The organism is Bacillus sp. NS1, from assembly GCF_058248265.1.
In genome coordinates this window covers 567,002-584,030 of record NZ_JBZAZF010000001.1, presented here as the reverse complement: position 1 = coordinate 584,030, position 17,029 = coordinate 567,002, and the positions used below count along the sequence as shown (strand labels likewise).

At 37.4% G+C, this 17,029-nt stretch carries 12 protein-coding genes; 6 read left to right on the top strand and 6 right to left on the bottom strand.

The genetic code is table 11. The features are described 5' to 3' along the window. Positions 1 to 5 precede the first annotated feature (5 nt). From tagG to tagD, 5 genes are all read right to left on the bottom strand, one after another. The gene (gene tagG, locus AC4CV5_RS02945) at positions 6 to 833 is read right to left on the bottom strand and encodes a teichoic acids export ABC transporter permease subunit TagG (protein ID WP_003219641.1); all 828 of its coding nucleotides are present in this window, start codon (positions 831 to 833) and stop codon (positions 6 to 8) included. A gap of 174 nt (positions 834 to 1,007) precedes the next feature. Continuing rightward, complete coding sequence (ggaB, locus tag AC4CV5_RS02940; protein WP_490922059.1) at positions 1,008 to 3,710, bottom strand: poly(glucosyl N-acetylgalactosamine 1-phosphate) glucosyltransferase; 2,703 nt, start codon at positions 3,708 to 3,710, stop codon at positions 1,008 to 1,010. A gap of 130 nt (positions 3,711 to 3,840) precedes the next feature. Next, the gene (locus AC4CV5_RS02935) at positions 3,841 to 5,178 is read right to left on the bottom strand and encodes a glycosyltransferase family 2 protein (protein ID WP_490922058.1); all 1,338 of its coding nucleotides are present in this window, start codon (positions 5,176 to 5,178) and stop codon (positions 3,841 to 3,843) included. A gap of 23 nt (positions 5,179 to 5,201) precedes the next feature. Then, complete coding sequence (locus AC4CV5_RS02930; RefSeq protein WP_490922057.1) at positions 5,202 to 6,386, bottom strand: CDP-glycerol glycerophosphotransferase family protein; 1,185 nt, start codon at positions 6,384 to 6,386, stop codon at positions 5,202 to 5,204. Positions 6,387 to 6,480: 94 nt separating this feature from the next. Next, the gene (tagD, locus tag AC4CV5_RS02925) at positions 6,481 to 6,870 is read right to left on the bottom strand and encodes a glycerol-3-phosphate cytidylyltransferase (RefSeq protein ID WP_166847609.1); all 390 of its coding nucleotides are present in this window, start codon (positions 6,868 to 6,870) and stop codon (positions 6,481 to 6,483) included. A gap of 507 nt (positions 6,871 to 7,377) precedes the next feature. Here tagD and AC4CV5_RS02920 point away from each other — a divergent pair. The 6 genes from AC4CV5_RS02920 to AC4CV5_RS02895 all read left to right on the top strand — a co-directional run bounded on the left by AC4CV5_RS02920 (position 7,378) and on the right by AC4CV5_RS02895 (position 14,273). Then, positions 7,378 to 8,151: a WecB/TagA/CpsF family glycosyltransferase gene (locus AC4CV5_RS02920; protein ID WP_166847606.1), complete on the top strand. Its 774-nt coding sequence runs from the start codon at positions 7,378 to 7,380 to the stop codon at positions 8,149 to 8,151. A gap of 95 nt (positions 8,152 to 8,246) precedes the next feature. Continuing rightward, positions 8,247 to 9,398: a CDP-glycerol glycerophosphotransferase family protein gene (locus AC4CV5_RS02915; RefSeq protein ID WP_490922056.1), complete on the top strand. Its 1,152-nt coding sequence runs from the start codon at positions 8,247 to 8,249 to the stop codon at positions 9,396 to 9,398. An 88-nt stretch (positions 9,399 to 9,486) separates the two neighbouring features. Continuing rightward, the gene (locus tag AC4CV5_RS02910; RefSeq protein ID WP_166847600.1) at positions 9,487 to 10,200 is read left to right on the top strand and encodes an IspD/TarI family cytidylyltransferase; all 714 of its coding nucleotides are present in this window, start codon (positions 9,487 to 9,489) and stop codon (positions 10,198 to 10,200) included. Next, positions 10,197 to 11,222: a ribitol-5-phosphate dehydrogenase gene (locus AC4CV5_RS02905; protein WP_166847597.1), complete on the top strand. Its 1,026-nt coding sequence runs from the start codon at positions 10,197 to 10,199 to the stop codon at positions 11,220 to 11,222. The genes AC4CV5_RS02910 and AC4CV5_RS02905 overlap by 4 nt, the downstream gene beginning before the upstream one ends. Before the next feature lie 3 nt (positions 11,223 to 11,225). Next, a complete protein-coding gene (locus AC4CV5_RS02900; RefSeq protein ID WP_490922055.1) occupies positions 11,226 to 12,395 on the top strand; it encodes a CDP-glycerol glycerophosphotransferase family protein in 1,170 nt (389 codons plus the stop codon). A gap of 18 nt (positions 12,396 to 12,413) precedes the next feature. Continuing rightward, positions 12,414 to 14,273 (top strand): CDP-glycerol glycerophosphotransferase family protein, encoded by a 1,860-nt coding sequence (locus AC4CV5_RS02895; RefSeq protein WP_373922909.1) that lies wholly within the window; start codon positions 12,414 to 12,416, stop codon positions 14,271 to 14,273. A 38-nt stretch (positions 14,274 to 14,311) separates the two neighbouring features. On the opposite strand, the gene AC4CV5_RS02890 is transcribed toward AC4CV5_RS02895, so the two are convergent. Continuing rightward, on the bottom strand, positions 14,312 to 16,954 hold the full coding sequence (locus AC4CV5_RS02890; RefSeq protein ID WP_490922054.1) for a glucosaminidase domain-containing protein: 2,643 nt from the start codon (positions 16,952 to 16,954) through the stop codon (positions 14,312 to 14,314). Between the last annotated feature and the right edge of the window lie 75 nt (positions 16,955 to 17,029).

Here is a 17,029-nt window from a genome sequence, read left to right as displayed (position 1 = left end):
ACGTATTAAAGAAAGTCAACAAACTTGTCTCTAAATTTCATGTGCAGGATAGAACCTACTAACAATAAAAGGAATGTGAACAGCCAGAAATACAGCGTGTACTTCATGTCTTGGAAAAACCATTTGCCGTCTAAGAAGCTGTTCCGGAATCCTTCTATCAGATAAAAAATCGGATTCAGTTTAAGCACAGGCAGAAGGTTCGGGTGATTTTTCCCGAGCTGCTCTGAGATATTCCAAAAAATCGGAAGTAAAAAGAACAATAATCTGGTTACGGCCTGCAGCAGAAATTGATAATCTCTGACAAGCACACTGATTGTAGAGTTAAACAAGCTAAATGAAAACATAAACACAATCATGCAGATTAAATAGTAAATATATTGTATCCAATGCAAGCTAGGGTAAACACCGCTCGCTAAAAGGACAATGACATAAATGCCCATCATTACAAAATAACTAAATAAATTTGAAGCAATTACGACAGAAGGCAGCGAACTGATCGGAAAATTCATTTTCGCGACCATATTGATCCGCTTAAATACACTGTTTGATCCATCAAGAATCGTTGGGCTAATAAAAAACCATGGGATCAAACCAGCCAGCATCCAAACAATAAAAGGCACTTCTCCGACGCCCGTTATGACCGGCTGACTGTTGCGAATCCCCATACCAAATACAAACCAGTACGCCAGCATTTGTATGAGAGGATTTAAAAACTGCCATAACACACCAAGATAATTCATCTGATACTGAGACTTTGTCTCATACGAAGCCAAGCGCAAAATTAAAGGAAACGATGTCACTTGCTCTTTTACGATTCTTACTAATGCATTCATTGTTTATCTTCCTTAGACTTAAATGATTTTTTGGATCTTTCGGTTAAAGAAATTTGAAAGCACCGGTGAATATTGTAACAGATGTTGAGTTTTTTTTCACTTTTAAAAAGTAAAGAGAAGTCCCGCAGAACTTCTCCCAACATTTTAAAGTGTCAATATAAAGCAAAGCCAAGCTCATTTAGCAATTTTACTATTGTCTAATTGCAAAATGGCATTATAAATACGATTCCTGTTATTTTTATCAGTATATGCAAAAAAGTTATCTACTCTTTTTCTATATTTATCTTCCATACGACTATTATTTTTCATATAATAGATAACTTTATCAACTAAACTATCATGATTTTCTATTACATCACCAAAACCCATTTTTTTATAATCATAGTAATCAAGTTTAAAATGGTATGACTTTTCGTATTGATAATAGATCACAGGCTTTTTCTCGTAAGCAAAATCAAATGCAACAGATGAAAAATCAGTAATCATTATGTTAGAAGAATTAAATAACATTTGATAGCTGCTATTATAATCTGCAAATTCTACATACTCATGTTTTTCAAAATCCACCATCTGCTGTTGAATGTCTGGGTGCGGGAAAAAGGTTATCTTATAATTATTATTCTTAGCAAAATCGATTAGCCGCTCATCATTAATCAAGGCATTATACCTAGCAAAGTATTCACTTTCTTTAAATTTCGGATTGTACGGTCTTACTCCTTTTGCCTGATCTTTAGGTAATACAATATCTTTTCTCCATGTAGGCATTATTAGAAGCTGCTTTTCCCCTTCACTCTTCTTAAGATTATCGTATCTCGGAAATCCACCCAAAAAGATATTTTCTTTTTTATAATTATAATTCCCTTTCACAATAGACCGATATTCAGGCTTCGCTGAAGTGACTAATAATTTGATATTCTTGCTGTATTTGTTTAACCATTCAGAATGATCCGCCATTGTTATTCCATGCTGTAAAAAGACAAACTCAAAATTAAATAAATCTCTAAAATAAATCTCCATATTGAAAAATGGATTTACAACCCATATATCTGCATGTGTTGATATTACCTTGGAAGAGGATAAGGTTAAAATTTTATGTCTAAAAGATCTGTATGGTATAACTTTTCCGTATTTTTTAATTCTGTCGTAATCTTTGCTATCTTTTTTTATTATAAAGTATTTTTTTACCCCATCATTCTTGTTGATTGCATATTTAAAGAGGTGCTCGGCATTATCATCAGCTTTATCTTGTCTGTCTATGAATAACCATACTGGTTTTCTATTAAAAATAGTGAAAACATGGTGTGCCATTCTTGCCAGCATAGCCTTCTTAATAGCTGATTTTCGTTTTTTTGATTTCCCTCCTGATTTATGAAGGGATTTTAAGAAACGAAACTCCTTTATAAATCTATTTTTAACATTGTTTTTTTCGAACATTAATTTTTTATAATTATAATAAAAGATATAATCTTTTTTAGCTGAATAAGAATTATATAGATCATTTGACAAACCTGAATACTTGAAGAAACGAAGTTTTGTCATTTTCCTTTTTTTACCCTTTGTTATAAAAAATTCAATATGGTGATTGTCTGCTAGATACCTTTTTGGAATATCTATAGAAAAACCAGGATATTTTTTTATTATTTCTCCTAAACTTATATAATCATTATGCTGTCTTTTTATATTCTTTGCTTTTATTTTTGTTTCTCCAATTTTAGCATAAAAATTAAAACCTTTTGAATTAAACAGAGAGCTCCAAAAACCTTCTATGTGAATAGAATCCTCATTTTCTTCTAAAATCTCAATAGTTAGAGTTTGATCCGATAATTTCGAGACAATTTTACCTTCTCTGTATAAATAATAATCCTGTTCAGTTTCTCTTTCATATACATACCTACTATAATTTTCACCGTGTTTAATTTTTAGCGCGTGATATAGATAGAAATGGCTGACATTTTTTGTTTCAATGATGACATCATCGTCAATATACGACAATACTTCTCGAATCAATGTTAAAAATTCACTGTATTCTTTTTCGTCTAAAGGTGTTTCACTAATATCCTTAATCAATAATTTCCACTTCAAATCATGCATAACCATATATTGAAGAAACAAAGGTATTTTCTGTTCATGATTTTTTGTGATATCAATTAAATTCTTGGAGAAAGTGATAAGTGAATGGTTAAACCAATTCTTATTTGCTTTAGCAGTCTGCATGGCAGATGATCCATCTTCTCTAACTCTATAATGGTATTTTGCCTCTTTAACCAGACCATACTTTTTCTTTTGCGATATAATTAAATTAACTAGCTTGGCATCTTCACCTATTTTACAATTTTCATCGAACCTGATATTTTCCAAGGCTTCTTTTTTTATAAATGTAGAACAGCAATGAGTTAATATTTGCTGAGGTTCTTTTTCTACATCCAATATTCTTGTAGAAGAAAACTTATTATTTAGATTATGTTCTCCAGTTCTTCCTTCTGCAAAAAAAATAGGGATTGCTACAATATCAATTTCATTCTTATGTTGGTTAAAGAAATTTAAAACATTTTCGAATGTCTCTCTTGAAACTAAGTCATCCGGATCCAAAAATTGAATATATCTACCTTCTGCATACTTTAAACCATAATTTCGAGCGCTGCTCACTCCACCATTCTGTTTCTTTACGTATATAATGTTTTTTGGATATTTTTGAGCATATTCTTTACAAATGATTTCGCTTTTATCGGGGCTATCATCATTCACAAGTATTAACTGAATATTCTCAAAACCCACAGTCTGGTTAATGACGCTTTCTATAGCATCAGCTAGATATAACTCAACATTATAAATCGGCATTATAACACTGAAATCATAGTTAAAACTCTTTTCGTTCATAAAAGATTACTCCTAACAAAATGTTTATATGAATAAGAATCCGGGTAAATAAAAGTAAAAAATAAAGAGAGTGCTAATTTTTTGAAAAAACTTGATTAGTTTAGTAAAATGTATTAAAAGCTTTCCTCGGCTATTTTTTAAAAACCTTTGTAAGCAAACTTTTAAAAATGTTTACATGGTTAAGTTCTAAAGCATTATTTGGTGTTTTTAGGACAAAATCAAATACAAAGGCCCAAATCGGTATTTCAACAACAAAGCCGGCATATCTATAATCTCTTAATTTATATCCCCATACTTCAATTGTTTTTTTCAGTTCTTTTCGTTTACATTTTTTTAATATATTAAAATATTTAATATATATTTCGTCATTTTCTTGCATCTCATAATACTGGTTAATAAAGTGCCCAGTTAATTCAAGTTTAAGCCCTTTTATTTTTGTCGAAGTAACAGTACATGAACTTTGTAGCACTCTTTCTTTTTTTATGTTTTCAAGAACTTCTGTATTTTCTTCTAATAAGTGATACATAAATTCTTTATAGCACATGGGCATATCTTGTTCTTTTATAAATTTCGGTTCAATAAATCTTAAAATTTTAATAAAATCATCAACAAAATCTTTTTGTTCTTGTTGATCTAAAACAGACTTATAAATATCTCTATAGTTCGGATATAAAAACAGTTTCATATGGTATACAATTAAAAATTGCAAATAAGGCAGAACTATATCATATTTTTTTATTGAATCCATCAGCAAAGTCATGTAACATGCATTCAACAAATATGTGTACCTTTTTTTGTTAAACCATGAACGATCAACTAATGAGTTCTGTTCTTTTCGTTTTCTATAAAAATACTTTCCTTCTGCAACTGCTCCGTATCTTTTTTCTTTCAGTAATAACTGGTTAAAAAAGACAGCGTCTTCCCAAAACTTTATAGATTCATCAAACAGGGCGGTACTATTTAGTGTATGTTTTCTGTAAAAAGTGCCACCAATATAAAAATGAATAGCCTTATAATCGTTGAGAATATTTATAACTCTTGTTCCTTTTTCAAATCTATTGTTTAATTTATGTTCGCCTTCTTTTTCACCTGTGTAATAAACAGGTAATACCGCAATATTTACATCTTCAGAACCACAAAAAAAATCATAAACACTTTGCACCGCATTTTGAGAGAATGCATCGTCAGAATCAAGAAAACCAATGAATTTAGATTTTTCACTTACATTTGATAACCCACAATTTCTTGCAGCAGAAGGCCCGGAGTTTTCAATTTTCATGATTTTGATGTTATTAGGATATAGATTTTTAAAGGATTCACAAATTTGAGGACTGCTGTCAACACTGCCATCATCTATTAATATCAGTTCTATATTTTCCTTAAATCCAATTGACTGGTTAATGACACTCTCTATTGAGTCCCTTAAATAAAGCTCAGAATTATATATTGGCATTATTATAGAAAACATGTTAGTACCTCTTTATTTAGAAGTTAAAGGATCGTTTCAATTACTCTTTTAGAAGCCTTGCCATCTTCTAAATTACAAAATTCATTATAAAAATTCTCATAGTTATGATCTATATAAGGATTATGTAACAACTCTTTTACTGTTTTTATCAGTTCTTCACTTGTTTGGACCAAATTTCCTGGCGTTTTCTGTTGAAAATTAAAGTAAAAACCTCTGATGGAGTCTCGATAAGCCGGGAGATCATATACAAAAAATACAATGGGTTTTTTTAAATTCATATAATCAAAAAAGACAGAAGAGTAATCCGTAATCAATAAATCACTAATTAAATATAAATCTCGAATATCTTTATATAAAGAAACATCTTTAACAAAATCTTTGTATTTCCCTAAATTAAATTGTTCTGAAACTAGATAATGCATTCTTAGAAGAATAACCACAGAGTTCCCAAGTTCCCTCTTCATTTCCTCTAAATCAAATTGGAGTTTAAATTTATACTGGCCAACTTTCTTAAACTCATTGTCCCTCCAAGTTGGTGCATATAAAATTATTTTTTTATCTTCACTAATTCCTAGCTCTTGTTTTACCCTATTAATTAATGATTCTTTATTTGGTGAATATAGAATGTCATTTCGCGGATAACCAGTTTCTAAAATTTGTTTTTTAAATTGAAACGCTCGTTTGAAAATTTCAGTTGAGTAAGCATTAGGAGAAATTAAATAATCCCATTTGCTAGCTTCCTGCAGAAAATTCTGTTTATACTTTTCAGTTGTGGTTCCGGGCATGTGCACTTCATCCATGTCATTAGCAAGTTTTTTTAGCGGAGTGCCGTGCCACGTTTGCACATACAATGTGTTTTTTGGTTTTGGAATCCATAAAGGAAGCCGGCTATTTGTAATCCAATATTTCGCTGTAGCCATGTACCAAATCCACTTAAGAGAAAACCTTTTTATATATGCCGCATCAACGCCGTCTAATGCCGACAAATATCGTTTATCAATACTCCATATCAGTTTATAATCGTATTGATCTTGATTTTCCTGCAGATATTCGTAGATTGCTCGGGGATTGCAACTAAACTGTTTTCCAGAATAGCTTTCAAATAAAATTAATTTGCTGTTTCTCGGCAGAAGAGCAAAAATCTTAAAAAGAACTGAATAAGCCCTAACTAACAAACTTCTGCATTTCTTTAAAATAAAAGATTTCATCATGAACTCCTTAAAGAGTGAAAGATTTATTTGTGCGCAAACAAGAAAAAAAGAAGCAACTGAATTTACTTCAAGCCTCTTTTAGTTAGTACTTCTATAAACTAGCCATGTCTTTTTTGATTTGGGTAGTTGAAATGCCTTCTGTTCTTGGAAGGTAAATGACCTCACAATATTCCTTTAAGAAATCAAATTTCCCTTTCCAGTCATCGCCGATGACGAATGTATCTATATTGTACTTTTTAATATCTGAGATTTTTTGTTCCCAATTTTTTTCGGGAATGACTTCATTAACAAAATCGATTGTTTCTAAAATGAATTTTCGATGTTCATAAGAATGATGCGATTTTTTTTGTTTTTGAAGATTAAATTCATCTGTAGACAATCCTACGATTAAGTAATCACCCAGATTTTTTGCTCTTTCCAGCAGCTTCATATGTCCGTAGTGAAATAAATCAAATGTTCCGTACGTTATCACTTTCTTCATTAGATAACATCACCTTCCAACCGTTTTCAACTGAGAGTACCAGATAAAAACCAAAAACCTTAACAGATTGTTTATAATTTCGACATATTTTTTACGTACCATTAATAATGAACAATAATAGCATAAGTTCCTATAAAAGTTAAGGCTCTTTAAAAATGTAAATCATCAGCATTTTTTGGTATCTACGTTGTATTGATGTATAAATTTTGCAGGCCTAATGTCTCATCCATACCCATTATAACAAGTTTTCTTTTTCGAAAAAATCGATTCTTTTGTCGCGTTTTTAAGTGAAACGATTTTCTTTCTGCTGCGTCATTTATTCTGTACGCCCTCCTCATATTAATTCATCGTCAAAACGTGAAGGAATTGTAATGTGAATGTTAAAAGTTCCTAAAGATTTTTGTGGTAAAATAGAGTAAGATGTTTTCAGGCAAAGAGGCTTTACTCAAACTATACGAATGACACGTGTTTTTTATAGACATATAGGTGAAAAGGAGGGGTGATACGATGCAAACGAAACCCATTAATCAATTAGATTTTGTAGACAGTGAACTGACTTCATTTGTATCACATTTAGAAACGTCATATTTGGATCAGAATAAAGGTGCGTTCATCGTAACAGCGAATCCTGAAATCGGATTTGAAGCGATGCAGAATCCGCGTTATGAAGCGGTTCTTTCGTCTGCTGATTTTATTTTGCCAGACGGCATTGGTGTTGTGATGGTTTCCAAATTAATTGGAAAGCCGCTTCAATCCAGAATTGCTGGTTATGATTTGTTTACGTCCCTGCTGGATATGGCTGAACAAAAGAAAAAACGGGTTTTCTTTTACGGCGCAGCTCAGCATGTGATTGCGCAAACAATTGAGCGAATCGAACGTGATTATCCAGGGATTGAAATTGCCGGTTACTCAGACGGTTATGTGAAGGATCAACGTGAGGTGGCGGACAAGATTGCGGCCTCAAATCCTGACATGGTATTTGTCGCTTTAGGTTATCCTAATCAGGAGTTCTTTATCCATAAATACCGACATCTATTCCCTCAGGCTGTTGCTGTAGGGCTGGGCGGAAGTTTTGATGTGTTCAGCGGCAATGTCAAAAGAGCGCCCTCATTTTTTATCCGTTTTCACCTTGAGTGGATGTACAGGCTGATCACCAACCCTGCACGCTGGAGAAGAATGCTGAGCATTCCTAAGTATGTTACAGCCGTGCTGAAACATGAACGAGCTTCAGCAAAGCCGCAATATACAGGACAGGTCAAAGATCAATCACGCCATCTGTAATCGGTCTTAAAGGAGCTATGGTATGTAATGAAATGTAAGAATCTTTCGCTACGCCTGCGGACAGTCTGTGACATCCGTTTTGAGCTGATGACTGAGTGAAATCCTGGTTTGCGTTTTTTTATTATTTGTTCATCAAAATTATTGGCGCATTGCTGTTTTGGATCAAGCCGGGCAATCAAGTGACACTTTTGGTTTCCTTTCCTGATAATGCCCGTGCAATATTAAAGGAATACCAGAAGGGGCACTTTTCATTTCCCATTCATGTGCTGCTTACCCAGCATGCCAAGTCGCTGGAAAAAGAATTTCCTGAGCTTGCTGTTTCAGTTATTAACGAAAAACACCCGCTTCATATCTGTAAAGCGGTCTTTTCTATGCTGAGAAGCAAGACTGTGATTATTGATAACTATTTTGTTTTGACAACCGTTCTGACCAGCAGGCCTGATATCGAGTGTATCCAAGTTTGGCATGCAAACGGAGCGTTTAAGCGATTTGGATTGAGGGATATCAACACACAGAATCGTTCGCGGTCTGACGTAAGACGCTTTCGCAAAGTGTATGCTTCATTTGACCGGATTGTCGTCGGTTCTGAACATATGGCTGACATATTCAAGGAATTTTTCGACATAAAAGGTGATAAATTTCTTCGCTTCGGTGTACCATTAACCGATGCTTACTACGAAGCGCGGGAAAACAGCAATGACCTTAAAAGCAAATATCATCTGCCGGCGGAGAAAAAAATCATTTTGTATGCGCCAACCTTTAGGGATCACCAGTTCGAAAGCTTTTCGCTGCCGTTTTCAGAAAAACACTTGCAGCATGATTTAAAAGGTGAATATTTACTCGCAGTAAAACTGCATCCTGTTATGAAGCAATCTGCTGAACTACCTGAGGATAGTGCGTGGATAAAAGATGTATCAGATCTCCCTCTTGCAGACCTTTTAAAAATGAGCGATCTGTTAATATCAGACTATTCTTCTGTCCCATTTGAATTTGCGTTGCTGGACAAACCCATTTTGTTTTATACGTATGATATGGAGGCTTACAACAGAACCCGTGGTTTAATTCGACATTATACAGAGGTAATTCCAGGGGTGCCTTGCTGTGATTCAGGAATGCTCTTGGACCAGCTGAAAGATATGGACAAGCTCCAATCTGAAGTGGAGCGCTTTTCTCGTGAGTGGAATCAGTACTCTAGAGGAAATGCCAGTAAGCAGCTTTTAAGCTATGTAAATGAGAAATCAAACTGATCTTTATATATAATAGAGGTCGGTATTGCAAATAATATGAAAACCTTTTATAAAACATTATGAGTTGTAGTAAGGAAGGAGTCATTTTATGATTTATGCTGAGATTCTAGCCGGTGGAAAAGGTTCCCGCATGGGGAACGTCAATATGCCAAAACAGTTTTTGCCGTTAAATAAACGCCCTATTATCATTCATACGGTTGAAAAGTTTTTATTAAATAACCGTTTCGATAAGATTTTAATCGTTTCACCTAAAGAGTGGATTAACCATACAAAAGACATTTTAAAGAAATTCATCGGGCAGGATGATCGCCTGGTTGTTGTTGAAGGCGGCAGCGACCGTAATGAGTCTATCATGAGCGGCATCCGCTATATTGAAAAAGAATTTGGCATTCAGGATGATGACGTGATCATCACTCATGATTCTGTGCGTCCATTTCTGACTCATCGCATTATCGACGAAAACATTGATGCGGTTCTTCAATACGGTGCGGTCGATACCGTTATCTCAGCCATTGATACAATTATCGCTTCAGAAGACCAGGAATTTATTTCTGATATCCCTGTCCGCGATCACATGTATCAGGGGCAAACACCGCAAAGCTTCCGGATCAGCAAATTGGTCGAGCTTTATAATAAACTGTCCGATGAACAAAAAGCTGTCCTGACTGACGCTTGCAAGATCTGTTCGTTAGCAGGTGAAAAAGTGAAGCTGGTCCGCGGTGAAGTCTTTAATATTAAAGTAACGACACCATATGACTTAAAAGTGGCTAATGCCATTTTACAGGAGCGAATTTCACAATGATTAATCAAACGTATCGTTTAGTTTCTGCCCGACAATTTGAAGTGACGTATAAAGATAAAGTTGTCCATTCAGATAAGGTCGTCGTCCGGCCTACCCATTTATCCATCTGTGCTGCCGACCAGCGTTATTATACTGGCTCACGCGGCAAAGAAGCGATGGATAAAAAACTGCCGATGGCTCTGATCCATGAAGGAATCGGGAAAGTCATGTTTGATCCGACAGGCACATTTAAAGTTGGAACCCAGGTTGTTATGGTACCAAATACACCGGTTGAAGAGCATGAAGTCATTGCGGAGAATTACCTGCGTTCCAGTAGGTTCCGTTCAAGCGGCTATGATGGATTTATGCAGGATTACATGTTCATGGCACCGGATCGGCTCGTTGAACTTCCGGACAGCATTAATCCGCATGTCGCAGCCTTTACTGAGCTTATTACGATTGCCGTTCACGCGCTTTCCCGATTTGAGCGCATGGCACACAAGAAGCGCGACACATTCGGTGTCTGGGGAGACGGAAATCTCGGATTTATCATGACGCTTCTCCTGAAGAAGAAATATCCGGACAGCAAAGTGTTTATCTTCGGAAAAACACCTTACAAGCTTGATCATTTTTCTTTTGTTGATGCAGCTTATCAAATTAACGACATTCCTGAGGATGTCAGACTCGATCATGCCTTTGAATGTGTAGGCGGACGCGGCAGTGAAAGCGCAATTGAGCAGATCATTGCCCATGTTCATCCTGAAGCATGTGTAGCGCTCTTAGGCGTATCTGAATACCCTGTTGAAATTGAAACGAGAATGGTGCTTGAAAAAGGAATTACGCTGATCGGTAGCAGCCGCAGCGGACGCGAGGATTTTGCCCGTACTGTGGACTTTTTAGCTCAATACCCTGAAGTCGTTGATTATTTAGAAACATTAGTAGGCGGACGCTTTCCGGTGCGCAGTATTGAGGAAATTACAAACGCGTTTGAAGCAGATTTGACTTCATCTTGGGGAAAAACTGTTATCGAATGGGAAATTTAAACAGTGAAAACATTCCTTACACGAGTCGTAAAAGGAGTATTCGGCACTGCTTATAAACTATTGAGCGCTTTATTACCAGTACAGCACAACAAAGTTGTCATAGCTTCCTATCGTGAGGATCAATTAAGTGATAATTTTAAAGGTGTCTATGAAAAGCTGAAGCAAGATCCGTCTCTTCGCATCACCCTGCTTTTCCGCAAGATGGATAAGGGGCTGATCGGACGAGCTGCATATTTGCTTCATCTTTTCAGCTCGCTATATCACCTTGCCACATGCCGTGTGCTTTTGTTGGATGATTATTATTTTCCTTTGTATGTTGTGCCAAAACGAAAGGAAACTGTCGCCATCCAGCTTTGGCATGCTTGCGGCGCGTTTAAAAAATTCGGCTACAGCATTGTGAACAAGCCGTTCGGCCCTTCTTCTGATTATCTGAAGATTGTTCCTGTACATTCTAACTATGATTATGCCATCGTCAGTGCACCCGCTGCCGTGCCGCATTTTGCCGAAGCTTTTCAAATGGAGCAAAAGCAGATTTTGCCGCTCGGCATTCCAAGGACGGATTATTTTTATCATAAGGAACATATTCGCACTGTACTGGATGAGTTCCATCGGGCTTATCCTGAACTTAAGCATAAGAAAAAGCTTTTGTATGCTCCTACTTTTCGAGGCAGCGGACATCATCAAGAGGGTGACGCTACCCCGCTTGATCTGCTACAATTAAAATCGGCGCTAAACCATAAAGATTATGTCGTGATGCTCCATCTTCATCCGTATATGCGCAAGCATGCGCACACGGAAGAGGATGATTTTGTGCTGGATTTAACCGATTCGTACTCTTTGTACGATTTGATGGCAATCTCCGATGGGCTGATAACCGATTATTCTTCAGTCATTTTCGAATACAGCCTGCTGAAACGTCCAATGTATTTTTACTGCCCGGATTTAGAAGACTACTTGAAAGAACGTGATTTCTACTATCCGTTTGAATCGTTTGTGCCCGGGCCGATTTCGAAAGACGTTCCATCGCTTGCACACGATATCGAGAGTGATCACGAGGCTGATACGAAGCGGATTGAAGCTTTTTCACAGACGTTTATTACCCATCAAGACGGCAAATCTTCAGAGCGGGTAGCCGATTTTATTTCATCATTTTTAACATCTGGTGCCGATTAGGAGAAAGTGAGGTACAAAGTGAAGCTGGCCAGAAAGATTAAGAACAGACTTTTCAGATCAAAAAAGAAAACCCAAAAAGAAAATACGGCTGTCATTGTCCATCCGGCAGATAACAGGGTTTTTTCTCTTTTTGATAAAACGAAGCGAATTGAAGAAAACCAGCAAGTCCCTGTCAGAAAAATTTCTGAGTTTTCTTGGAATGGTTCAATTCTTAAAGTTGCGGGTTATATGTATATCAAGGGCCTGCCGCTTCAAAAAGAGGATCAGGTTCGAAAACGTTTATTATTGGTGAACAACGGTGTTTTATTCACAGCTGTTTCTCTGCGGGATATTCCGGTAGATCAGCTGTCAATTGATACTTCAAATGTGCCTGGGGCCTATAAGTGGGCTGGATTTTCACAGCAAATTAACTTCTCTAAGCTGATGAATGACAAGCCTCTTCCGCAGGGCGAGTATAAGCTGTTTCTCGAAATTGAAGCTGTAGATGACCAAAATGTAAAACATCAGGAAGTGCATACGGTTGGAAACGTCAGCAATTTCCTCTCTAATGATGTGTATGCCACAAAGATGGAATTTCATTCTGCTAAAAAGCTGATGAAGTTCAATTTGATTGTTAATTATGATGAGGGCGAAAAGACCATTAACTTGTCTTGCAACAAACTGCAGGAAATTGACCCGAGCCTTTTGGAGCTGGATACTGGAAAAGAAGCAAACCGCTTTTTGCGCAAGCTGAATACGAGCTTATTCCATTTTGCTTATGATGTATTCCGCCTGCTGCCGATTAAGTCCAATAAGATCGTCTTTGCTTCTGACAGCCGGCTTGATGTGACAGGAAACTTCGAATTTGTTTATGAAGAACTGCTGAAGCGCGAAGAAAACTTTGATTTCAAATTTTTCTTAAAGAGCAGCATTCGAGATAGAAAAAGCCTGTCTGAACTGATGTCTATGGCTTATCATTTTGCGACAAGCAAAATCATTTTTATTGATGATTTTTATCCGATCATTTATCCGTTAAAAATCCGTAAAAATGCTGACCTTGTCCAGCTGTGGCATGCTGTCGGCGCCTTTAAGACATTTGGCTACAGCCGAATTGGGCTGCCGGGAGGACCGTCGCCGCATTCGAAAAACCATAGAAACTACACGAAGGTTATTGTCAGCTCTGAAAATATACGGAAACACTATGCAGAGGGCTTCGGGGTAGATATAGAGAACGTCATCGCCACTGGCGTACCGCGGACTGACTTTTTCTTTGATGAAGCGAAGAAGGCATTTGTAAAAGAACGTCTTTATACAGAATATCCGTTTCTTAAGGACAAAAAGGTCATTCTTTTTGCGCCAACCTTCCGCGGAAACGGTCAGCAATCAGCTCATTATCCTTTCGAAGTGCTTGATTTTGACCGTCTGTATCGTGAGTTAAAGGATGAATATATCTTCTTATTTAAAATTCATCCATTCGTACGTAACGATGCCAATATTCCTTACCAGTACAGCGATTTCTTTTATGATTTCTCTTCGTTCAGGGAAATTAACGAGCTATTGCTAGTAACAGATGTTCTGATTACAGATTATTCTTCTGTTTGCTTTGAGTATGCTTTATTAAATAAACCGATGATCTTCTTCAGCTATGATGTAGATGATTATATTCGCAAACGTGATTTCTATTATGATTACTTTGACTTTATTCCTGGTCCGCTTGCGAAAACGTCTGATCAAATGATTTCGATCATTAAAGAAGAGAAGTACAACTTTGAGCAAATTGATTCATTTGTTCATTATTTCTTCGATGATCTTGACGGAAAAGCAAGTGAACGTGTAGTCGATCAGATTGTCTTCCCTCAGGAAGAGGAGCCGTTAGACGATAAAGTCCTTAAAAGATAAATAAAAAACACCTTTTGCAGCTGCAAAAGGTGTTTTTTTTATTGATATTCCGGAACATCAAAGTAAAGTGTATAACCGTCCAGCAATGAATACAGGCTGTACATGCGGTTTACTTGTTTGTACGCCCAGCCGATGTCTGTTGCATATTGGTGTGTCGCTGTGGCTGACCATCTCATTTTGTATAGTGTATCCTGAATGTAAGCTGTGTTGTGAATATAAGAAGAGCCTATGAATTTGGCTCCGCCGATAATGGCCGCTTCTGGTGTGAACCAGCCTTGCTCATATGCATATTTAGCGCCGTAGTAATTCGGGTTGCTGTCGTAGGCGCCAATTCCGTACATGTTATATACGGTTTTTCCGTTATAGGTTAAGCCATTGGCTAAATCGGATGTTCCGTTTCCTGTTTCAAGGAGAGCGTGTGAGATTAAATACAGCTCGTTGATGTTGTATTGATTGGCGGCATCGATAAATGCCTTTCCTTTTCCTGTCAGGATGCCTTTGCCTGCAAGCACTTTCTGATTGACTTCAGTAACGCTGAGTCCGGCTGTCTGTGACAGCTTCAGAAATTGGAAGTAGTATTTGCTGTCTCTGGAAAAGTTATTCGGATCCACGTATTGAACCACTTCATCACTGCTTGCGTTTCGCCAGCCTAAATTGATTTTGGCCCAGCCGTTTGTCTGGCCGATGATTTTCACCTTATCGCCTTTTTTTAATTGGCCGATTACGTTCGTCGGGCTGACTGCCGGTGTTGACCGGATATTTAGTACATCAGCCGTAACGGTTGATGTTGCTGTATTAATATAAGTAAGCGATACGTAAGCTGCCCCGTCTGTTTGCGGGCTTACTGTCATTTGTTTTTGGACCATATCACGAAGCGAGAGATTGTAATTTGTTTTCATGATTTGCGGGCCGTTTTTAATTTTCACGATAGATGATGTCCATCCGTATAATTGTTTTAGCTTTGCTGATGCTGCAGCAGCTGCATCATTGCCTGTGAACTGTTCGTTCAAGCTGATTTTATAAAGCGTATTGCTTTTCGTTGTGTAACTTGGGCTTAAACTTTGCGCTTTAAGATAGGTTAACCCATTGTTCAATTCTGTTTTGCTGCTCAGCTGGGCTGTTACAATTTTGTATTGTGTATATGCCGTCTCGCCTGTTTTTGCTGTTGTGCCGGCGGCATTGTTTTGTTTGAAAAACGCTAACACGCGGTCAATATCTTCTTGGCTGATGATGGCTTCAGTTATAATTTGATAGCTGCTTGCTGCGGCCTGACCGGTTTTCTGGCTTGCTGCTGATATGTGATTCGATTGAAAGAATGTGAGCGCCTGATTGACTTTCGCTGAATCAAGCAGAGATTCAGTAGTTATTTTAAACGTATTGGCTATTTGTTTATTTACTGATTTCACAGATGCACTCAGCTGATTTTTCTTTAATACGTTCAAGCCCTTTGTAACTTTTGCTTGATCTGATGTTTCTTCTGAGATGAGCTGATATTGGTTTTCTGCAGTTGTTCCAGTTGCTTTTTTCGTTGCCTTTACTTTCTTCTGAGAAAAGAAAGCTGCGGCTTTGTTTGCTTGCTGCTCGCCTAAAATCTGTGCCGTCGTTATTTGATAGGCTGTAGACGTTGTCGTTTTTTTGATGCTAGATGACGTGTAATGCCATTTTTTCTTTTTAAAGAAAGTGTCCACTTTTTGCAGTTGCTGTTTCGTTAACCCCTTCATATTCACGGTATATGATGTACTTTTGCCAACCTGTTGATAACTGCCTGATACGCCGGTGTTTTTCTTGATTTGGCTGATGGCGTCCTTCACTGTATTCAGCCCTTTGAAATAGGCTGATTGGACATTGTATGACTCAGCAGTTGTTTTTTGATTGATTGACTTGTAGCTTCCTGTAATACCGGTGCTCTGTTTCAGCTGATTTAATAGGTTTTTGGCATTCGCTTCACCTGAAATGGCGGCTGTAGTGAACGTATAAAAGGCTTGTCCTTTCACCGTTTCTTTTAATGATGCCTGCAGCCCCGATTCCTTTTGGAATGCGCTTTTGATCTGCTCAGCTTTGCTGTTTCCCATGATTGTGCCTGACTGAATAGTTGTGACAGACACCGTGTGAGTGATGGGCTGATACGAGCTTTTAATCCCCGTTTGCTTAGCCAGGCTCTGAATAAGCGCCTTGACTTTTGTCTCATCAGCGATTTCTGATGTCGTGACGTTCACATAGGACTGAGCTGCTCCGGAAGCTTTTACAGCGCCAGCCACTCCCGTCTCCTGTTTAAGCTTGGCAAGGATTGTATTTGCCTGTTTTTCCCCGGAAATAGCCCCTGAGGTGATGGTGACAAACGGCTGTTTGCTTCCGACAGGGCTTGTCGTGCCTGTGATCGCTGTCTGTTTGGTGAGTCCGCTCAATATTGCTTTCGCTTCTGCTTCACTATGTATGCCTTCAGCGGAAATTTGGTAGGTCGTTGTTGTGCCTGAAGCCTGATAGGAAGCATCCCAGCCAGTGTCCTTTTCTAGTTTGGCGACAGCCTGCGAGGCTTGGCTTTCTGTACTGAACGTTTTTGACGGCTCTACCTCATATATCGAGTAGTCCGTATACGCTGCAGCCTGGGCAGAACCGGATATGGCAAAAAAGGCAAGGGACGCGGCGGACAGAAGCATAGGTGCGATTAATCTCTTTTTCATTCCTTCTCCTCTTTCTTATTCAATGAGTATATAAAACTAGTTTATTTATCGGCACGCGTATGCTTCATTTATAGG